Annotated in this window: 18 protein-coding genes and 1 pseudogene; 16 read left to right on the top strand and 3 right to left on the bottom strand. The window is 47.8% G+C overall.

The genetic code is table 11. The annotated features are described in order from the left end of the window. Positions 1 to 277 precede the first annotated feature (277 nt). Positions 278 to 1066, top strand: coding sequence for a (S)-ureidoglycine aminohydrolase (allE, locus tag NOM90_RS15765; protein WP_255943303.1), 789 nt, complete (start codon positions 278 to 280; stop codon positions 1064 to 1066). 49 nt (positions 1067 to 1115) lie between these two features. After that, positions 1116 to 2174, top strand: a complete 1059-nt coding sequence (allD, locus tag NOM90_RS15760) for an ureidoglycolate dehydrogenase (RefSeq protein ID WP_255943578.1) — start codon at positions 1116 to 1118, stop codon at positions 2172 to 2174. A gap of 107 nt (positions 2175 to 2281) precedes the next feature. Here the strand turns inward: allD and NOM90_RS15755 are convergent, their stop codons facing one another. Then, positions 2282 to 3913 (bottom strand): PucR family transcriptional regulator, encoded by a 1632-nt coding sequence (locus NOM90_RS15755; RefSeq protein ID WP_255943300.1) that lies wholly within the window; start codon positions 3911 to 3913, stop codon positions 2282 to 2284. A gap of 288 nt (positions 3914 to 4201) precedes the next feature. Here NOM90_RS15755 and allC point away from each other — a divergent pair, with 288 nt between their 5' ends. Continuing rightward, entirely contained in the window at positions 4202 to 5428 is a 1227-nt protein-coding gene (gene allC, locus NOM90_RS15750; RefSeq protein ID WP_255943297.1) for an allantoate deiminase, read from the top strand. A gap of 38 nt (positions 5429 to 5466) precedes the next feature. After that, entirely contained in the window at positions 5467 to 6762 is a 1296-nt protein-coding gene (locus NOM90_RS15745) for an MFS transporter (RefSeq protein ID WP_255943295.1), read from the top strand. Between the two features lie 76 nt (positions 6763 to 6838). Here NOM90_RS15745 and NOM90_RS15740 read toward each other — a convergent pair whose 3' ends face one another. Continuing rightward, positions 6839 to 7714, bottom strand: coding sequence for an alpha/beta hydrolase (locus NOM90_RS15740; RefSeq protein WP_255943293.1), 876 nt, complete (start codon positions 7712 to 7714; stop codon positions 6839 to 6841). Positions 7715 to 7762: 48 nt separating this feature from the next. On the opposite strand from NOM90_RS15740, the pseudogene fdrA reads away from it, so the two are divergent. The 12 genes and pseudogenes from fdrA to NOM90_RS15680 all read left to right on the top strand — a co-directional run. Then, positions 7763 to 9559 (top strand): annotated as a pseudogene (fdrA, locus tag NOM90_RS15735) (acyl-CoA synthetase FdrA); the annotation flags it as partial. 66 nt (positions 9560 to 9625) lie between these two features. Further along, a complete protein-coding gene (locus NOM90_RS15730) occupies positions 9626 to 10849 on the top strand; it encodes a YlbE family protein (RefSeq protein ID WP_255943576.1) in 1224 nt (407 codons plus the stop codon). An 8-nt stretch (positions 10850 to 10857) separates the two neighbouring features. Beyond that, positions 10858 to 11754, top strand: coding sequence for an oxamate carbamoyltransferase subunit AllH family protein (locus NOM90_RS15725; RefSeq protein ID WP_255943291.1), 897 nt, complete (start codon positions 10858 to 10860; stop codon positions 11752 to 11754). Continuing rightward, on the top strand, positions 11736 to 12695 hold the full coding sequence (gene arcC, locus NOM90_RS15720) for a carbamate kinase (RefSeq protein ID WP_255943289.1): 960 nt from the start codon (positions 11736 to 11738) through the stop codon (positions 12693 to 12695). The genes NOM90_RS15725 and arcC overlap by 19 nt, the downstream gene beginning before the upstream one ends. Positions 12696 to 12843: 148 nt before the next feature. Beyond that, positions 12844 to 13836 carry a LacI family DNA-binding transcriptional regulator gene (locus NOM90_RS15715; protein WP_255943287.1) on the top strand — a complete coding sequence of 331 codons (993 nt, stop codon included), beginning with the start codon at positions 12844 to 12846 and terminating at the stop codon, positions 13834 to 13836. Positions 13837 to 13881: 45 nt separating this feature from the next. Next, positions 13882 to 14781: a ribokinase gene (gene rbsK, locus NOM90_RS15710; RefSeq protein ID WP_255943285.1), complete on the top strand. Its 900-nt coding sequence runs from the start codon at positions 13882 to 13884 to the stop codon at positions 14779 to 14781. Beyond that, a complete protein-coding gene (rbsD, locus tag NOM90_RS15705) occupies positions 14781 to 15188 on the top strand; it encodes a D-ribose pyranase (RefSeq protein WP_255943283.1) in 408 nt (135 codons plus the stop codon). Before rbsK ends, rbsD begins: the two co-directional genes overlap by 1 nt. Positions 15189 to 15199: 11 nt before the next feature. Further along, positions 15200 to 16681 (top strand): sugar ABC transporter ATP-binding protein, encoded by a 1482-nt coding sequence (locus tag NOM90_RS15700; RefSeq protein WP_255943282.1) that lies wholly within the window; start codon positions 15200 to 15202, stop codon positions 16679 to 16681. 1 nt (position 16682) lies between these two features. Then, positions 16683 to 17654: an ABC transporter permease gene (locus NOM90_RS15695; protein WP_255943281.1), complete on the top strand. Its 972-nt coding sequence runs from the start codon at positions 16683 to 16685 to the stop codon at positions 17652 to 17654. 21 nt (positions 17655 to 17675) lie between these two features. Beyond that, positions 17676 to 18608: a ribose ABC transporter substrate-binding protein RbsB gene (rbsB, locus tag NOM90_RS15690; protein WP_255943280.1), complete on the top strand. Its 933-nt coding sequence runs from the start codon at positions 17676 to 17678 to the stop codon at positions 18606 to 18608. Between the two features lie 171 nt (positions 18609 to 18779). Further along, a complete protein-coding gene (locus tag NOM90_RS15685; protein WP_255943279.1) occupies positions 18780 to 19322 on the top strand; it encodes a DUF1697 domain-containing protein in 543 nt (180 codons plus the stop codon). Between the two features lie 228 nt (positions 19323 to 19550). Then, positions 19551 to 19808, top strand: a complete 258-nt coding sequence (locus NOM90_RS15680; RefSeq protein ID WP_255943278.1) for a hypothetical protein — start codon at positions 19551 to 19553, stop codon at positions 19806 to 19808. Between the two features lie 84 nt (positions 19809 to 19892). Here NOM90_RS15680 and NOM90_RS15675 read toward each other — a convergent pair whose 3' ends face one another. Next, positions 19893 to 20852 carry a hypothetical protein gene (locus NOM90_RS15675; protein ID WP_255943276.1) on the bottom strand — a complete coding sequence of 320 codons (960 nt, stop codon included), beginning with the start codon at positions 20850 to 20852 and terminating at the stop codon, positions 19893 to 19895. Positions 20853 to 20963: the final 111 nt, after the last annotated feature.

The following is a 20963-nucleotide window of genomic DNA, read 5'->3' as shown; positions in this document are numbered from 1 at the left end:
CTTTGAAATCGGGAAAACAACAATCAAATTCCAATCAAATTTTCCCGATTTCAACAAGCGACCGAAACGAATTCCCCTCGAAGTCTTCTCGCTTCCCACTGCAAAAGAGCCTACAAAAATCTGTAGGCTCTTTTTTCACGCCGCTTTTTGTTCAACATCAACAACTTTCCTTTCACAATTGTACATTTTGAAACTGGTTGACCCGAACAACGAGCGTTTACAATGATGAAGAACAGTGATTCCGGCTGTCATTCCACTCATGGAAAGGACGATAAACATGGGCTACAAAAACAACAATATCGGTTACCTGGACGGAGCTTTACATTCGCGCGCAGTCGTCAAAAAAAATAATTACGCCATATTACCGCATGACGGATTAGTCAATAACGTCGTACCCGGCTTTGAACATACAAGAATCAGCATCCTCGGTTCCCCGCGACTCGGAGCAAGCTTTTCCGACTTTATCGCGGAGTTCCAAGAAGGAGGCAAAAACACGCTCGGATTCGGCGGCGAAGGCATTGAGACATTCGTCTATGTCATTTCCGGTAAACTGAAAGTTAGCGACGACACCGAGCAACATGAACTGACAGACGGCGGCTATGCCTTTTTCCCAGTTGGCGAGAAGATGTATTTTGAAAATGCACAAACCGAAATGACCGAAGCCTTTTTGTATCAACGCAAATACGATCCGCTGCAAGGGCACCAAGCTCACAAAGTCGTCGGCAACCGCGCGGATATCGAGCCGATCGAATACGAAGGGATGAAAGACGTATTGTTCTGGAACCTGCTGCCGACCGACGACTTGGGCTTCGATATGAATATGCACATTTTGGAGTTTTCTCCGGCGGCAAGTCACGGCTACGTAGAAACGCATTACCAAGAGCATGGCGCCTATATTTTGTCCGGTCAAGGGATGTATAATTTGGACAACAACTGGTATCCGGTCGAAAAAGGCGACTATATCTTTATGGCGGCATACACGCCGCAAGCCGCTTACGCGACGCATCGGACAGAAAAGCTCGCTTATGTGTATTCGAAAGACGCCAACCGCAACCCCGGCGTTTAATCTGTTGAAAAAGGGGATTTGATCTATGTCGACGACTGAAGAAAAAATGATCCGGGTCTCAAGCCAGCAGCTCCATGAATTAATCCAAAATAAACTGATTTTAGCTGGGCTAAAGCAAGAGCAAGCCGAAGAAACCGCCAACCATCTCGTTTATGCCGATCTTTGCGGAATCCATTCGCATGGCGCCGTGCGTGTCGAATATTATGCGGAGCGCATTCATAAAGGCGGAATCAATGTACAGCCGGAGCTGAACTTCGAGCCAACCGGAAGCAGTACAGCGATTTTCCACGGCGATAATACGCAAGGTCATTATGCGGCGAACGAAGCGTTAGAACCCGCGATCCGTATGGCAAAAGAAAGCGGCGTAGCAGTGGTCGGCGTCTCCAAAGTCGGTCATACCGGGACGTTATCGTATTATGTACGCAAAATCGCGCAAAACAATCTAATCGGCATTTCGATGTGTCAGTCCGATCCGATGGTTGTGCCTTACGGCGGCGCCGAACGGTATTACGGAACCAATCCGATTGCGTTCGGCGTGCCGAGCGCAGGCGAAGACCCGCTTATTTTCGATATGGCGACGACGGTTCAAGCTTGGGGCAAAATTTTGGATGCACGTTCCAAAGGCAAGCTGATTCCCGATACATGGGCAGTCGACGAAAACGGCGCACCGACGACCGATCCGAATCAAGTCAGCGGTCTGCTGCCGATTGCGGGACCTAAAGGTTACGGGCTGATGATGATGGTCGATATTTTATCCGGCGTATTGCTAGGACTTCCGTTCGGCAAAGACGTCAGCTCGATGTATCATAATCTGCAAGAAGGACGTAATCTGGGACAGATTTATATTTTGATCGATCCCGAACGTTTTGTCGGATTGCAGCCTTTCCAAGCTTCGATCACACGTACGATGAAAGAACTGAACGCGATCAAGCCGGCAGCCGGATTCGATCATGTGCAATATCCGGGTCAAGGCAGTCACGAACGGTATCTGAAAAGTCTGGAAGAAGGTATGGATATTCCGGAGTCGATTATTCAATACCTACAATCCGACGATATTCATTACGATCGGTACGAAGGTTTGGACGCTTTTGCCAAAACGACGAAATAACGTAGCGATCTATAGCACCACGAAAAAAGCATGGAAAACCGAAGGTAGTAAGCGAAGCGGCGCTTTTTGCGACTACCCGGTATCCATGCTTTTTTTGTTGAATCCAATTAATGATTGTCGTCACTGAGTGCAAGCGCCAGGCGCAGATTGAGCGAATGACTTGGCGAGTTTACCGCGTGACCGAGAATTTCTTCGCAGCGCAAAATCCGATATTTGACCGTATTCCGATGTACGAATAACATCGCTGCGGCACTCGCGATTTCGCATTGGGCGCCGAGGTAGACGGATAACGTTTTGCGCAGTTCGACCATCGCGGGTTCTTTTGGATAAGCAAAATCTTTCAAAATATTTTCGCAAAAGAACCGGACATCGTTTTTCTCTAAATGATGAAAAAGCTGCACCATGCCTTTGTCTTTATAATGAATGATCGGCTGGGGTTGTTGCTTATTTTTGCGTTCATCGAATACGATTCGAGCTTCCGTATACGATTGGTTGATTCGTTTCCAATCGGTGTACGGGTTGCCGACGCTGAACATGAGCGCAATGTCCAAATTTTCAATCAGCGCTTGGCGCAGATTCAGTAGCTTTTGATCCATATCCGAAGTCTCGCGTTGGATCAACAAGATCGTTTCTTTGCTTGTACTGAAAAATAGAATCAGGCTATTCGGGAAAAGTTCGGCGACTTGCTTTTGCAACCATTGAGCCGATAAAATCAACCGTTCTTCTTGCTCCAGCCGAGGCAGTGTGTCTTCAATCGCTTTTTCGTCAAACACATGCACGACTTGATAATGATCCGACAAGATATACCCGTATTTCGTGTTGAGTTCGAACGATTGAGGCGTAGCCGTAGCACTGGAATGATGATCGATCAATTCTTTGAAATATTCGGTTGCGATCGATTGCTGGGATTCCGATACTTTTTCATTTTTGAACAGAACGAACGATAACACCATCGCCGCTTGGTCAATCGCAAAACTTGAGATCGGATACGGGATTTGCTCGGGATTCACAATAACGAGATAATGCGGAAAGTACGTATGCACATGGATCGGAATGATCGATACTTGGATTTCGCGTCCATCGGGTGCGCTGATAATAAAAGAATCGTTTTGTTTCGATAATACAGGTTTGCGCTGCACGATCTCGTTCACGTAATGCTGCGCGGGATTACGCGAATAAGTGAACTGCTTGGAATGATCCATGATTTCTTTGAACGGATTCAGCAAAATAATCGGCGTTTTGACAATCTCGCTCAACTTATTGATCACGACTTTGTTATTCGCGTTTTGTACCAATAGGCTAAAGAACTTTTTTTGAATATCGAGTGCAAACGAAATTTCTTCGTACTGCGTTCCCCAGATTTTATTGAGCAATTGATGCAAAAGTGAACCCAGCGAATAGGTGTTAGGAATATCGATTAACGGAAAATCGGCATTCTCCGCATAAGCGATAACAGCAGGATCGATTTCTCCGAGAAACCGTCCTGTTTTGATCCCCAACCCTACGGCTTTCGCGCGGATCAGCGAATCGATCAACGAAATCAGCCCTTGCTGATCGTCCGCATAAGTCATTGCCGTGGTAAGCAGCAGCACGTCGCTCGAAATATAATGTTCGATATCTGGCGTTTCGGAAATTTCTACGCTTTGAATATTTTTATGAATATCGACAGAGCGCGGACTCGTTAACAATTTGAGATCCGAATAACGAGGCAAACTCAAAATTTCAGCGATTGTTGTCATTGGGATTTCCTTTCTTCGACCTCTTTTTTGCAAAGTTTCAATGATACTAGCATGACAGTTAATCTGCCAAAATGAAAGCGATCTATTTTAGCTTTTTAGGATTTTCGCACACTTTTGTGACTGTTATTGATCGTTTTACCGTAAAAAATGTGCAGAGTAAACAAAAGAACACAGACCTTTTGTATAAATCACCAATGATATTGAAAGCGGTTGTATTTATACTTAACGTAGAAAGTTGAACGGTCAGACGACCCAGCGTAGAAAATCAAACATAACGGGGTGAGCTTTGTGATCCAATCAAAACCACAAACAATCGATGAGTTGATGGACTGGATTTCGGGCATATCGGATGCCGAAGGACCGGGGACGACTCGTTTGCTGTATAGCGAATCTTGGATCAAAGCGCAACAGGCGCTAAAAGAAAAGTTCGAAGAACTCGGAATGAACGTGCAATTTGATGCCGTAGGCAATCTATTCGCCACGATCGAAGGTACGGAGCAACCGGAACAAATTATTGCCACCGGTTCGCATGTCGATACGGTCGTCAAAGGCGGACGCCTAGACGGGCAACTCGGCATCATGGCAGGATACATCGCGATCAAAGAATTGCTGGAAACCGAAGGGAAACCGAAAAAGTCGCTGCAAATCATCTCGATGGCAGAAGAAGAAGGGTCTCGTTTTCCATATGCGTTCTGGGGTTCGAAAAATATTTTCGGAATTGCCGAGCGTCGCGATGTCGAAGAGATCGTCGATGCCGAAGGAATCAAATTTACCGATGCGATGAAGCAAGCGGGCTTTGATTTTTTGGAAGGCGCGCCTCAGTTCGACCGGATTGCCGCCTTTTTGGAGCTACATATCGAACAAGGAAACTTTTTGCAAAACACAGGTAAAAAAGTCGGCGTCGTAAACGCGATTGTCGGTCAAAAACGCTACAATATCACGCTCAAAGGTCAATCGAACCATGCAGGTACGACCTTGATGGAATACCGTCAAGATACGGTCGAATGTATGGCGCGTATCATCGTGCAAAGTATCGACAAAGCGAAAGCCAAAGGCAATCCGCTCGTTCTGACTTTCGGGCGGGTAGAGCCGAAGCCGAATACGGTGAATGTTGTGCCGGGCGAGACGTTATTTACGATGGATTGCCGACATACGGATGCGGACGTGCTTGCTGATTTTACCGCAGAAATTGAACAAGATATGCGCGAATTAGCAAGCCGTATGGGCATTGAGATCGAGATCGATAACTGGATGGACGAGAAGCCGGTTCCGATGGATGCGCATCTGATTCAGACGATCCAAAGCGTATGTGAAGACCACCGCCTGAGCTACCAATTGATGCACTCGGGAGCCGGGCATGATTCGCAAATTTTTGCGCCGCGCGTGCCGACAGGCATGATTTTCGTGCCTTCGATCGATGGCATCAGTCATAATCCTGCGGAACATACAGAAGCTGTTGATATTCAGCAAGGGGTACAAGCGTTAGCCGAAGCTTTGAAGCGACTGGCGTATTAAACGATCGATAGACTACAAACAAAGAGAGTAGGGTAGATATGTCCACACTTGCTAAACACAGCGTATACCCTCCAAACTATTGGAAAAGAGTCGTCTTTACGTTTTGTATGGGCTGGGCGATTATTTGGGTATACCGTTCAATGCTGTCTCCAATCTATACGGAAATTCAAGGGACGATTGGCCCGCAAAGCAATGCCGCAATGGGCTTGATCGCTTCTTGTTACTTTTTCGGATATACGGCTTTGCAGATTCCTTCGGGGATTTTAGTCGATAAGTTCGGGCAGAAAAAAATATTGATTCCTGGGTTTATCGTATTTGCGATCGGTGTGTTATCGATTGCTTTTGCTCAAAATCTAGGGATGATCTATTTCGGTTCTGTGCTTGCCGGCGTCGGCTGCGGAACGTACTACGGAGCTGCATTCTCGCTGACCGCGCAGCACGTTCCTCCCGAGAAAAAAGGGGTCGCGACCGCGATCGTAAACTCGGGTTCGGCGCTGGGTCTGATCTTGGGAATGACCGGTTCGTCGTTCCTCGTCAAACAATTGAATTTGCCGTGGCAAACGATGGTATTTATCTCGGCGGCACTGATTGTCTTTTTGGTAATCTGGTTTGCGATCATGATCGTGGGGGCAAAAAATGCTCCGAATCCGCAACATACGCAGCCAGCGGAAAGTGCTGAAAAAGCCGAAAGCGCCGGAAGTATCGAGCCTTTAGGCAAAGCGGCTATCGAAGAAGCTCCGGTCAAAAAAGGGCTGTTCCGCAAAGAACTTGTCGCTTCGTATATTTTGTACTTCTCGACGTGCTATGCGTACTACTTGATCGTGACGTGGTTGCCGAAGTTTTTGGAATCCGAACGCGGCATTCAAGGTTCGATGATCGGTTTAATCACTTCGATGATCGCTGTTGCAGCCGTTCCGGGGGCTTTGTTCTTCGCGAATCTATCGGATAAAAAGAAAGACAAAAAGCCGGCGATTATTATCGGGCTTGAATTTTCGGCATTCGTTTTGATTGCAGTGTCGGTGTTTGTACCGAATGCAGGGCTGCTCGCTTTTGTACTGCTTCTATACGGCTTCTTGGGCAAACTTGCTGTCGATCCGGTATTGATTTCGTACATTACGGATAAAGCCGATTCCAAATCGGTCGCTTCGACATTAGGTGTATTCAATTTCTTCGGAATGTCGTCATCGGTTATCGCCCCTGCGTTGACCGGGTACATCATCGACTCGACGGGTTCGGGCGAATGGGGCTTTTATATCGGGGCAATCATTTTGCTGATCGGCACTGTGCTGTTCACGATCTTGTCTTCCGGTTCCCGAAAAGTCGCGCATCGCTAATAGCTAGTCAGGAATAGTATTGAAAAAGAGGTTCAGTCGTATGCGTATACGGTTGAACCTCTTTTTGGTTTTGAAGCTAAGTTTGCAATTGACTTTTATTTAAGGCATCTAACCAGACCACCATTTTCCGATAAATCTCGATTCCTAATGAATCTTGCTGCGTACGGTCGAAATCATGTTCATCGGACGCTACAATGTGTAGTTCGCTGCTGGGAATCCATTTGTGCGCCATTTTCGATTGTCTGCTTGGGACATCCGGGTCTTGATCGGCAGTGGCAAGAAACGTCGGCGGGAAAGATTCAAATTGCGTTTTCGTTAACGAATAATCTTTTAACTCCGCAGGATCGGACGTCAGAGCAGATAACCATTTTCCTTGCTGACGAAGACCCAGATAGAGCAGGTAACGCTGGTCGGAATGAGATGCGGTCACAGGATGCTTGCCGACCAAACTTTGCATCGTGGATTCCGAAACCGGCGGATAACTTAGAAAATGCCGACTCGGCACGTGGAAGCTGGCTTCGCTCAGTGTGTAGTAACCATACAGCGCGATAATGCCAGAAACGGAACGGTTTTGCGCCGCATGATAAAGCGCTAGATAAGCTCCCGCCGAACGTCCCATCAGATAAAAAAAAGCGGAATCGATATTCAGTTTTTCTTTTCCTTGCTGCACAAACCAATCGATCGACTGCTGTACCGACTCCATAATGCGCGGCAACCGGCTTTCAGGAGCAAGCAAGTAATCCACAGCTAGTACGCCGTATCCATGTTGTGTCAGCAGCGACAGATAAAGTTCCGGCAGATCGTCCCGTTGACCGAAGATCATCCCGCCTCCGTGTAGATAAAGGATCGTGCCTTTATAAGATTGAATTTCGTGATCTCGGTAAAAGGTTCCTTGAAGACTAACGCCATCAATATTCCCGATCGTGACAATGTTTTGTGTATAGCTAGACAATTGTGATTCCTCTTTTCTTTTTCTTTTGTTGAAAGTGCACAACGAGATATGTGTTTTTATACGAATTGTTCATTTTTCGCCTATATGAAAGCGGTTATACTAACAATCAAAAGGAGGGTTTCCATGCTACATGCTGTGATCCAAAAAAACAATTACCAAGATTCGATCAATTTGATGTTGCTAACCAACTCCATTAACGGATTAGAAGGTGTTCAACAAGGCCAGGTCATGATGGCTACGGACGCCAATAAAGATATTTTGAAAGCTGCGGGTCTGTTCACCGATGAAGTTCAAGGTGCAAGCGCGAACGATATGGCGATTGTCGTGGAATCCGAAGATAACGATATTCTCGATACCGTCGTCGAAGAAGTCAATCGCTTTTTGAGCAATTTGTCTGGCAACAAAAAAGAAGGCGGCGTAGTTAGCGTCGACAACTGGAAAGATGCGCTGGAGCAAATGCCCGATGCGAATCTGGCGTTGTTCTCGATCCCAGGAATGTATGCCGCCGACGAGATCGAAAAAGCATTGGATGCAGGGCTGCATGTATTTTCGTTCAGTGACAATGTCAGTCTGGAAGACGAAATTCGGTTAAAGCAAAAAGCGCACGATAACGGGCTATTGCTGATGGGACCGGATTGCGGAACAGGTATCTTGTCCGGCGTGCCGCTGGCATTTACGAACGTTACGAATCCCGGCAATATCGGCATCGTCGCTGCGTCGGGAACAGGAATCCAAGAAGCAACCACGATCATTGACCGCCTCGGAAGCGGCGTTGTTCACGCGATCGGAACAGGCGGACGCGACTTGAAAGAAGGCGTGAATGCGCAGACGATGATCGATGCGGTCGTCGCTTTGGAGCAACATGCTCCGACCGATGTTATCTTAATCATTTCCAAGCCTCCGGCAAAGCAAGTACGCGATCAAGTGATGCAAGTGCTTCAATCGCTGTCGAAACCCGTAGTCGCTTTGTTCCTCGGCGAAAAGCCGGAACATCATATCGGCAACGTATCGCTGGCGTACACGCTTGAAGAAGCGGCGAAGATCGCGGTCGATCTCGCGAACGGCGACGAAGTGAAGCCGAATTACAATGAGCCGATTGATTATGTCGTCGATCAGCCGTTAGCGACAGGTCAGACCGTCAAAGGACTATATTCCGGCGGAACGTTGGCAAATGAAGCCGCGACGCTGATCGCCGATGCGCTTGGTCTGGATCAGGTCAAAGGCGAAGACGGATATATGCTCAACACGCAAGGATTCCAAGTCATGGATCTCGGCGACGATATTTATACGCAAGGCAAGCCGCATCCAATGATCGATCCCGAAGTTCGCGTGAATAAATTGCGCGAAGTGCTAGAAGATCAAAGTACCGGCATCATTTTGCTGGATGTGGTACTGGGCTACGGCGCGCATGCCGATATGGCAGGAGCTTTGACGCCAAGCATCAAGTCGGCATTGGAACAAGCGCAAAAGTCCGGGCGCAAATTGTATGTGATCGGTAGCGTCGTCGGCACCGCGAACGATCCGCAAAATTACGATCAAGCCGTTCAGAGTCTGCAAGATGCCGGAGTCATCGTCGAAACCAGCAACGCACGCGCGGTTCGTCTGGCGCTTAAGCTGATGGGACATGAACTTCAAGTCGGGGATAAAACTCTAGTGGAATACACCGAGAGTAAAATCGAACTTCCGGCTCCTGGCGAAAAAGTATTGGAACTGCTCAATAGCGTGCCGCGCGTGATCAATATCGGGATTCAAAGTTTTACGAAGTCGATTACGGATTTTCAAGGCAAAGCACTTCAATTCACATGGCGTCCAAAAGCGGGCGGCAATCGCAAACTGATTCGGATTTTGAACGAGTTGGATAAGCGCCAAGCGGAGATCGATGCGGCGAACGATAAAGTCGTAAGCCGATTGATGGAGTCGCAGCCTTTCCTTGTCGATGCGCGCCCGGCAAAAGAAGTGATTCCGGAACTGAATACGGGCGAAAAAGTCGTATTGCACGCAGGGCCGCCGATTCAATATGAAAATATGACAGGGCCGATGAAAGGTTCCGTGATCGGTGCTATGTTGTTCGAAGGTTGGGCAACGGATCAAGAAGATGCGCTTCGTCAGTTGGACAACGGGGAAGTGAAGTTTATCCCGTGTCACCATGTAGGCGCCGTAGGGCCAATGGGCGGCATTACAACTGCGAATTTCCCGGTATTTATTGTTGAAAACAAAACGGACGGGACAACCGGCATGTGCATCATGAACGAAGGCATCGGCGAAGTATTGCGTTTCGGTGCAAATAACGAGAACGTCATTACGCGTCTCAAATGGATGCGCGACGTGCTTGGACCGGTACTTGGCGAAGCGTTGCGGACTTTTGACGAAGGCATTAACTTAAACGTCATTATCGCTAGAGCAATCGGCATGGGCGACGAGTTCCATCAACGGAATATTGCGGCATCGCTCGTATTCCTCAAAGAAATTACGCCAGCGATTACGCTGCTAAATATCGATCAACAAAACAAAGCCGATGTGATTCAATTTTTGGCGAATACCGATCAATTTTTCTTGAATATCATGATGGCAACGAGCAAAGCAATGGTCGATTATGCCCGCAAAATCCAAGAAGGTTGCGTCGTAACCACGATGTCGCGCAACGGCGAAAACTTCGGCGTACGAATCAGCGCGCTTGGCGACGAATGGTTCAACGGCGCGGTGAATACACCGGATGGCCTGTACTTTACCGGATACTCTGCCGAGCAAGCAAATCCCGATATCGGCGATAGCGCGATTACCGAAACCGTTGGCGTAGGCGGTATGGCGATGATTGCGGCGCCGGGCGTCACTCGTTTCGTGGGTTTGAGCGGCTTGGACGATGCGCAGAATATTTCGGAAGAAATGCAGCGGATTTCGATTACGAACAATCCGACTTGGTCGATTCCGAACTGGAATTTCAAAGGCGCTACGCTTGGGATCGATATTCGTAAAGTCGTCGAGACCGGAATTACGCCAATCATCAACACGGGGATTGCGCATAAAGAAGCGGGCGTCGGTCAGATCGGCGCAGGAACCGTTCGTGCTCCTCTGGTCTGCTTCGAGAAAGCGTTGATTGCTTACGCAAAATCGTTAGGCATTCCAGTCGAAGAGTAGGGATCCCCATGGTTCAAGAAAGCTTGATCTCTGAACATGCTTATATCAGCAGTTATATGCGGAATTATTTTCGGCAGATAAATCCTACGCGTAGGCTTCAGGGAAAAGTCCATTCGATCTTCTCGAATGGATTTAACCTGAAAGTCGGGAAGCGATTATGGTTCGTCGGCAAAGGGGAAGCTTACCTATCTGCAATCGGATTTACGATAGATACCGAAAACTTTGACCTAATCGCGCAGGGGTTATCGGTCGGCACTTTGATTAAAATCAGCCCGCATTGTTCGTCAGCGGGTAAGCAATTTGATCTGGTATTAACGGTATATGTTCGACCTCAACCGATGATCTTGATTTTGACTTCGATCCAAAACGTGGATGTGTCGATTCCGCGTATTCCGCTAGAGGATTGGTATGCAAGCGACATTTTGCAAAAACTCGAACAAGCGCAAGTCCGGCAAAATTCTGGCTTTGCTGCACCGCCGCTAGATCAGATTGATGCTCGGTTATCAGAGGGTTCCGCTGAATTTTCAGCCGATACCGTTCAGTCGTTAATCGGTGCAGGAATCGGCTTAACGCCTTCGGGCGACGATTTTTTGCAAGGAATGATCTTGCTGGAACAAATTACGCAGAGCAAGCCGATTATAGCGGATTTCACCCGGCAAGCTTTGCAGATTCGTTCGACGACAGACGTCAGTCTTGCGTATTATCAGACACTTTTCGACGGATATATCCATCCAACGTGGAGACATCTGTGCAGCGCGATTCAAAATAGAGATTCATCCAAGATTACAGCTGCAATCCAACACATCCAAGCTTACGGGGCTACATCGGGCAACGATAGTTTGCTCGGTGTGCTTACTTTTTTAAGACAAGCGAAACGGAGGCAATTATGGGAAAACGAATCGTAGTCGCACTCGGCGGTAACGCGATATTGAACGAAGACCCTTCGCCGCAAGGGCAGATCGAAGCATTGCGCCATACGAGCAAACAGTTGGTCGAATTGATCAAGCAAGGGCATCAACTCATTATTAGCCACGGCAACGGCCCCCAGGTCGGTAATTTACTGCTCCAACAATCGATTGCAAAGTCCGAGAAAAATCCGGCGTTGCCACTCGATGCTTGCGTCGCGATGACCCAAGGCAGTATCGGCTATTGGCTGCAAAATACGATGAACGAAGCGATTGCCGAAGCAGGTTTGAGTCAGCAGGTCGCATCGATCGTAACCCAAGTGGTCGTGGACGAGCATGATCCGGCGTTCAGCAACCCGACGAAGCCGATCGGCCCTTTCTTCACCCAAGAAGAAGCCGCGAAAATGTCGGAGGAAACCGGCGAAGTCTATATCGAAGATTCCGGGCGTGGGTACCGCAAAGTCGTTCCTTCCCCAAAACCGCAAACGATCGTCGAATATCCAATGATCAAAACGCTGATCGAAAACGGCTACGTCACGGTGTCGGCAGGCGGTGGCGGGATTCCGGTCAAAAAAGTACAACATGGCTATGAAGGCGTCGAAGCTGTAATCGATAAAGACTTTGCTTCCGCAAAGCTCGCTAATCTGGTAGAAGCGGATTATCTATTTTTGCTAACCGGCGTAGATAACGTCTATGTGAATTACAATCAACCGAATCAACAAAAGTTGGAAGATGTAACGATTCAGCAATTGCAGGGGTGGATTAAAGAAGATCAATTTGCGCCGGGCAGTATGTTGCCAAAAGTACAAGCGGCGATCTCGTTCGCTGAAAGCCGTCCGGGCAGCAAAGCCGTCATTACATCGCTCGAAAATATCAACGCGATCTTCAGCGGCGGTTCAGCAACAGTAGTCCTTGCTGGAAATCCGGTACAAGCGATCTAATTATTGACTAAAAACCTTTTCATTGGTGCCTAAAAGCCCGGTGTAGAAGGTTTTTTGCCGGGAATTATTTTTATGGATCAAAAAACTTGAAAGCGGTTAAAATTTGTGCTAGTTTATGTGTAACCGGTTACTTATTTGAGGTGAAAAGATGGTTACGATCAAAGATGTTGCGAAATACGCAGGCGTATCGGTCGCGACGATATCCCGAGTTTTGAATGAAAATGGATATGTGCACGAAGATACGCGCCGCGTGGTAGAGAAAGCAATCAAAGAATTGAATTACACACCGAATGAAGTCGCTCGTTCTTTATATAAGCGCAAATCAAGATTGATCGGACTATTGCTACCTGATATTACAAATCCCTACTTTCCGCAGCTCGCCAGAGGAGTCGAAGACCGGATGCAACAAAGCGGGCTGCGACTTATTTTTGGCAATAGCGATGAAAGTCAGCAAAAAGAACAGGATTATATTCAGACCTTTGTACAAAATAACGTGGTCGGCATTATCGCGTCCACCAATTTTCCGGGTATGGATTTTTATCGTCGATTGAAGATTCCGGTTGTCTTTTTGGATCGGATCTCAAGTGATCGACCTGCGGTATACGCAGACGGACGTGAAGGCGGCAGAATTGCGGCGCAGCAAATGATTGAACGCGGAAGTCGGCAGATTGCCGTATTGCAAGGTCCCGCGCATGTGCGTCCCGCGCAAGATCGCTTTCAAGGAGCAGTCGAAGTTCTGCAAGATACAGGCGTGACCTATGAAGTCGTGCAGACGGATTCGTTCACATTGGATGAAGCACAGCGTAGAGCCGAAGAGTTATTTGTTTCTTTTCCCGAGACAGACGGTGTGATCGCAAGTAACGATATGGCGGCAATCGCTGTTTTGCACGAAGCTCTTCGTTTAGGCAAAAAAGTACCGGAAGATATACAGATTATCGGATTCGACGATATTCCGCTTAGCGAATTGGTGTCTCCAAGTCTTTCTACGATTCGTCAGCCTGCTTACGATATGGGGAAGCAAGCGGCAGAGCTAATGATCCAATTGATCGAAAATGACGATGTGGAACTCAAAAGTATCCAAATGCCGGTACAATTTATACAGCGGGGCACAACACGGATCAAGGCAGAAGAATCAATCTAATAGAAAGTTACAATCTTCTAATCTATAGAAAAGGTGGGCAACCAGATGAATACACAAAGCAAAAAACAAGCGAACGTCGTGGTCGTCGGAAGTTGTTCGATGGATTTGGTCGTCACCTCGTCTCGGCGTCCGGGTGCCGGAGAAACCGTTCTTGGAGAAAGCTTCAAAACGGTTCCCGGCGGTAAAGGAGCTAACCAAGCGGTAGCCGCAGCTAGACTCGGCGCGAAGGTTTCGATGATCGGTCGCGTAGGCGACGATACGCTGGGTCAGACGATTTTGGAAAATCTCAAACAAAATGGTGTAAGTGTGAATAATGTGGAACCGGTTACACATTGCGAAAGCGGAACCGCGCATATCATTTTGGCAGAAGGCGATAACAGTATCATCGTTGTCGAAGCAGCCAATCGGCATGTCACGCCAGAGTATGTAGAAAAATGCCGTGAAATCATTGAGCAAGCGGATATCGTATTGATCCAACAAGAAGTTCCCGCAGAGACGGTACTGCTTGTCAGCCGGATTTGCAAACAAGCCGGTGTTCCTTTGCTACTGAACCCTGCACCGGCACGTCCGGTGGAAGCGGAATTAATCGAGAATTGCGCGTATATCACGCCGAATGAACATGAAGCTAGTCTTTTGTTCGAAGGGCAATCGATCAGCGATATTTTATGCAGGCATCCCGAAAAATTGTTTATCACCGAAGGCAGTCAAGGTGTCCGGTATTTCGACGGGCAACAAGAAGCGGTTGTGTCGTCTTACCGCGTAGAAGCCGTCGATACGACAGGCGCAGGCGATACCTTCAACGCGGCGTTCGCCGTAGCTTTGGCAGAAGGAAATCAGATTGGGGATAGCCTGAAATTCGCGAACCGCGCAGCGTCATTATCGGTTATGCGTTTTGGCGCGCAAGGCGGTATGCCGACTCGCAGTGAAGTGGAGGAAGCGTTGTAATGAAAAAACACGGCATCTTGAACAGTCATATCGCTAAAGTATTAGCCGATCTTGGGCATACCGATTATATCGTGATTGCAGATGTAGGGCTTCCGATTCCGGACGGGGTTCCCAAGATCGATCTGGCACTGACGTACGGCGTTCCGAGTTTTGAGCAAGTGGTGGAGATCGTTGCTAATGATATGGAGATTGAGAAAGTCGTAATCGCAGAAGAAATCAAGGCGCAAAATCAACCCGCTTACGGATTTATCCAGCAAACTTTTGCCTCGCAGACTTTGGAGACTTACAGTCACGAACAATTCAAAGCTTTGACCGCAGGCGCCAAAGTGATTATCCGAACAGGTGAAGCGAAGCCTTACGCCAATTGTATTTTGTACTCAGGCGTGTACTTCGGCAACGAAGAATAGGAGGAACGGATATGAATATCGAAATGAAAGGCATTCATAAATCATTCGGCACGAACCAAGTGCTGAAGGGTGTCGATTTCGAATTAAAAGAAGGCGAAGTTCACGCTCTAATGGGCGAAAACGGAGCGGGTAAGTCGACGTTGATGAATATCCTCGTCGGCTTACATAAACTCGATGAAGGTACGATTATCGTAGACGGCAAAGAAACGTATTTCGATAATCCCGGCGAAGCGGAAAATCGCGGGCTGGCTTTTATCCATCAAGAATTGAATATCTGGCCGGAAATGACCGTGCTCGAAAATCTATTTATCGGACGTGAACTGAACCTGCCTTACGGGCTGCTGGACACACGCAAAATGAAAGCGCTCGCTCGCGAACAGTTGCAGCGGTTATCGGTAGATTTACCGCTGAGCAAAGACGCAGGAACTTGTTCGGTCGGGCAACAACAGATGATCGAAATCGCCAAAGCATTGATGACGAATGCCAAAGTCATCGTGATGGACGAACCGACTGCGGCTTTAACCGAGCGAGAAATCGTGAAGTTGTTCGAAGTCATTAAGTCGCTCAAAGCCGAAGGCGTATCGATCGTGTACATCTCGCACCGGATGGAAGAGATTTTTGCGATCTGCGATCGGATCACGGTCATGCGTGACGGAATCACCGTAGATACAACAGAGATCCCGGCGACGAACTTCGATGAAGTCTTGCGTAAGATGGTGGGACGCGAACTCACGGAACGTTACCCAAAACGTAATCCGAAGCCAAGCGAACTCATACTCGAAGTGAATAAGATTAGCCGACGCGGGCTTTTCGAAAATGTGAGCTTTCAAGTACGTGCCGGAGAGATTGTCGGGTTCTCGGGGCTGATGGGTGCCGGACGAACTGAGATTATGCGGGCGATCTTCGGGCTGGATAAATTGGATAGCGGTGAAATTAAGCTGCGTGGCAAAAAGATTCAGATCCGTCGCCCGGAAGATGCAGTGCGGCATGGCATCGGCTTTATTACGGAAGACCGCAAAGACGAAGGTCTGGTGCTCGACTTTTCGATTCGGGAAAATATGGCGCTGCCGAATTTATTCAGTTTTACATCCAAAGGATTTATTTCTTCGCGCAAAGAGCGTGAGTTTGTAGATTCGCTCGTCAAGCGGTTGCAAGTCAAAACGCAGTCCGCCGAGACGCCTGCTCGCAGTTTGTCCGGGGGCAACCAGCAAAAAGTCGTCATCGCGAAATGGATCGGAATCGGACCTAGCCTACTCATTCTCGACGAGCCTACGCGCGGCGTCGATGTCGGTGCCAAACGCGAAATTTATCAGTTGATGAATGAACTGACCGACCGAGGCGTGGCGATTATCATGGTGTCTTCGGAATTGCCGGAAGTACTCGGGATGAGCGACCGAATCATCGTCGTACACGAAGGCAAAATCGGCGGCGAACTTTCGAGCCATGAAGCGACGCAAGAACAAATTATGACTTTAGCGACAGGAGGACAATAAGATGCAAAAAGAAGCAACTACCGTCGATACGGGCAAAAAATTCAAATTATCAGAGGTCACGCAAAAGCTTGGGCCGTTACTTGGTTTTATTATTCTTGTGGTGATCGTGTCGATCTTAAATCCAGCTTTTTTGGAACCGCTTAACCTACTCAACTTGTCTCGCCAGGTAGCCATTAATGCTCTGATCGCATTCGGAATGACGTTTGTTATTTTGACAGGCGGAATCGACTTGTCGGTCGGTTCGATTTTGGCATTATCCAGCGCGTTTGTCGCTAATCTGATGATTGCCGGGCTTGATCCGATCTTGGCAATTTTAGTCGGCTGTGTAGCCGGTGCGGTGATGGGTATGATTAACGGCTTGATGATCACAAAAGGTAAAATGGCTCCGTTTATCGCAACGCTTGCGACGATGACGGTATTCCGCGGCTTAACCCTGGTCTATACGAATGGTAATCCGATCACGGGACTTGGCGACGATCTTTCGTTCCAATTGTTCGGTCGCGGTTATTTCTTCGGGATTCCGGTTCCGGCTGTCACAACCTTGATCGTATTCGCAATCTTATGGGTCATTTTGCATAAAACATCGTTCGGACGTAAAACGTACGCAATCGGCGGTAACGAAAAAGCTTCGATCGTATCGGGTATCAAAGTGCACCGTGTCAAAATTATGATTTACAGCCTTGCAGGTCTGCTCGCTGCACTCGCAGGAGCGATCTTAACGTCGCGTCTGAACTCGGCACAACCTACAGCGGGTCAGTCTTACGAACTGGATGCGATTGCCGCAGTCGTACTGGGCGGAACCAGCTTGACAGGCGGACGCGGTTGGATCGTCGGTACGCTGATTGGCGCGCTTATTATCGCAACGCTCAACAATGGCTTGAACTTACTCGGCGTATCTTCGTTTTATCAGATGGTCGTTAAAGGTGTCGTGATTGTGATTGCCGTACTGATCGACCGCAAGCGTTCGGCTTAATATCAGAAAGAAGGTGACGAGATGAAAAAGTTAATGACGTTAGGTGCCGCATTACTAGTGGTGTTGATGATAGCAGGATGCTCGATGCAGCCGCCGGGCTGGGCTAGACCGAATAACGCATCAGAGTCGGGTAAAATCAAGATCGGCTTATCGATCTCGACGTTAAACAATCCGTTCTTCGTATCGCTCAAAGACGGCGTAGTGAAAGAAGCGCAAAAACAAGGGATCGAAGTCATTGTCGTCGATGCTCAAAACGATTCCGCGAAGCAAAGCAACGACGTAGACGATTTGCTGCAACAAGGCGTCAATGCGCTTTTGGTGAACCCGACAGATTCTGCAGCGATCTCTTCGGCGGTACAAGCGGCAAACGGATTAGACATTCCGGTTATCGCGCTCGACCGTTCCGCCGACCAAGGCGATGTCAAAGCTCTGGTCGCATCGGATAACGCCAAAGGCGGAGAAATGGCAGCCGAATATTTGGTGAAGCAACTGGGCGAAGGCGCGAAAGTCATCGAACTTCAAGGCGTACCGGGTGCATCGGCTACACGCGAACGCGGAAAAGGTTTCCACGAAATCGCGGACAAGCAATTAGACGTGATCGCAAGCCAAGCCGCGGATTTCGATCGGACCAAAGGCTTAACCGTCATGGAAAACTTGCTTCAAGGTAACCCGGACGTACAAGCGGTATTCGCGCATAATGACGAAATGGCGCTCGGAGCAATCGAAGCCATCGAAAGTTCAGGCAAAGATATTCCGGTCGTCGGCTTCGACGGTAACGACGATGCGCTGACTTCGATCAAAAACGGCAAAATGAACGCGACCGTCGCGCAACAACCGGAATTAATCGGGCAATTGGCGGTAAACGCTGCGCGCGATGTGCTGCAAGGCAAAGCGGTTGAAGCTTCGATTCCCGCACCGCTTAAGCTGGTTACGAAAGACGATCAAGGTTCGTAAGTTCAACGCATCAACTTAACGGCTAAACGCCATCATTTAACCTAAATCAACCCGGATTCGCGAAAAGCGAGTTCGGGTTTTTGTTGTTCAAGCAGGAGTATAACCATCGATCAGCGAAAAGATACAACGCCAGATCATCGATCTTATACCAGACGAAAAGGAGCACTATTTATGATCTATACCGCACTTTTGCGAGGCATCAATGTAGGCGGGAATAATAAGATCGATATGAAAGAGCTAAAGGTAGCGTTCGAAGAAGCCGGAATGAAGCAAGTTAAAACCTATATAAACTCGGGCAACATTGTATTTAACGAAGATACCTTGCCACAAGCCGAACTTGCTCCTAGATTAGAAGCCGCGATTGCTAAACATTTTGGGTTGCAGATCCGTGTATTGATCCGAAGCTTGGACGAGATGCAAGCGGTATTCGAAGTGTTACCTGAACATTGGAGTAACGATAACGGGATGAAAAGCGATGTGTTTTTCTTATGGGACGAGGTCGATGAACCCAGTGTACCGGCACTTCTTCCGTTAAAACCGGGAATCGGAACGTTGCTGACGGCGCCGCGTGCGATCTTGTATTCAGTCAGCCGGGAAGATGCGGCAAGCAGCGGAATGGATAAGCTCGTTGGATCGAAGTTATATAAACAGATGACCGTTCGAAATGTAAATACAACGCGGAAAATCATGCAACTGATGCAAGAACTGAGATAGTTATTCAGAATGAATCAATCCGTATTTGGGAGCATATAGCTGTACTTTTATGAATGTGTCTGCTGAGTTGGCTCATTACGGACTCAGTACAGATGATTCTAGCTAAGCCGGTCTGACGCGCATTGGGTCATGGATTCCTTTCCCGTATAATGGAAAACGTTACGCCGGATAAGATCTTTACCGATCATTCGACGTCGGAAATCAAGATACGCGAAAGGATGAAATCAATTGGGTAATACGGATGTGCTGCAACGGAAAAGCGAAATTCTGAAAAAGACGATGGAGAATTGGATTTTGAAAGAGAACCGCGATGGACTGAACCGTCAAGAAGCACATATTTACCGCAATATGCTCAAAGAGCTTCATCAGAACGAACAAGAGTTAAATACGGTACGCGGTGAAGAAGTAGCTAAAGAATCAGAATCGACGACAGAAGATCAAACATCGGTTAGACAAGAACGGACTGCCTTAGGTGCAGGACGTTAAACTAACGTTAACTCGAGCAACGACAAATAAACCGTCCGAGTTTCGCATCTAGCGAAGTCGGACGGTTTTTGATGTTTGTTTGGACTATACCGGAATTCTGACCACTCGCCGATATAGGAACGCGCCGATCCATTCGCACCAATCGAGTTCGTGTTCCTCCCGGTCTCGAAACGCCGTAGCCGTAGACAGGTAAGCCAGTTCTTTCGCAAATCCTCCATGCAGATAAGCTCCGCCGTCTCCGCCTTTTCCCGTAAATTCTTCCGCTGTGGAAGTCAGTTCTTTAAGATACGGATCGACGGAAAAGATAAGCCCTAAGCCATTTTGAATGATAGGCGGACGTTGCGGTAAAAAGTGTTCGATGTCATTTCCCCACGGAAAAAGGGCATCTGCGCCTGCGCTATACACGCTTTCCCATTCTTCTTCGTTTAACAACGAAAAGCCTTCTTCCATATGAATCGATTGCCATTCTTCGAACGTCTCGCTATCGTCAAAAATAAATAGTCGGATCCCATCGTCGTTACGTTCTAATTTAAACGATTGATCGACTTCCAGACTTTGATCGGTCGATTGACTGAATTTTTCGATCTCGTCAATCAGGTCTTTATCATCTTCGGGATGCAGATCCTCGATCTCATAAGGAATCCAACCTACCGAAAAAGGTTCACGCTCTATGAACATAGGCAGACGTTGGATTTGGCGAACCGGAGACATGTGTTGCTGTAACTCAATCTTTGCTTCTTGAGGCGAAAATAGAAGATCTTCCTGTAGACTTTTCTCCAAGCGCGAAAGGATATCCGTCTTATCCGAGTTCTTTTCTTTTGGATATTCCCAGCCAACTTCGACACTCTCTCCCGGAACGAATACAAACTCGCGGCCTTCATAGCTCACCACACCTGTTTCTAAACGGCGTCCAAATTGTTCGAAAATCTGCATATGTAAGTTTTCAAAAGGAACCGGCAAAAGCGGTAACAGCTCAGTCAGACGTTCTTTTTTCTCCGACGAAATTAAAGTCTCCCACGTACTACGATCCCACGGCTGCATCATCCAAACTCTCCTTTTTCGCTCAATTCATGATCTGTTATCCATTGTATCTAGCTTACTCTCAGGATTCAACGAGACGACGCAATAAAGCGTTATCTATGTATGAGCAATTTA

The sequence above is a fragment of the Saccharibacillus sp. JS10 genome, from assembly GCF_024436065.1.
Taxonomy (GTDB): Bacteria; Bacillota; Bacilli; order Paenibacillales; family Paenibacillaceae; genus Saccharibacillus.
Note: the sequence above shows the minus strand (reverse complement) of the source record. Positions and strands in the feature narration are given on the sequence as shown.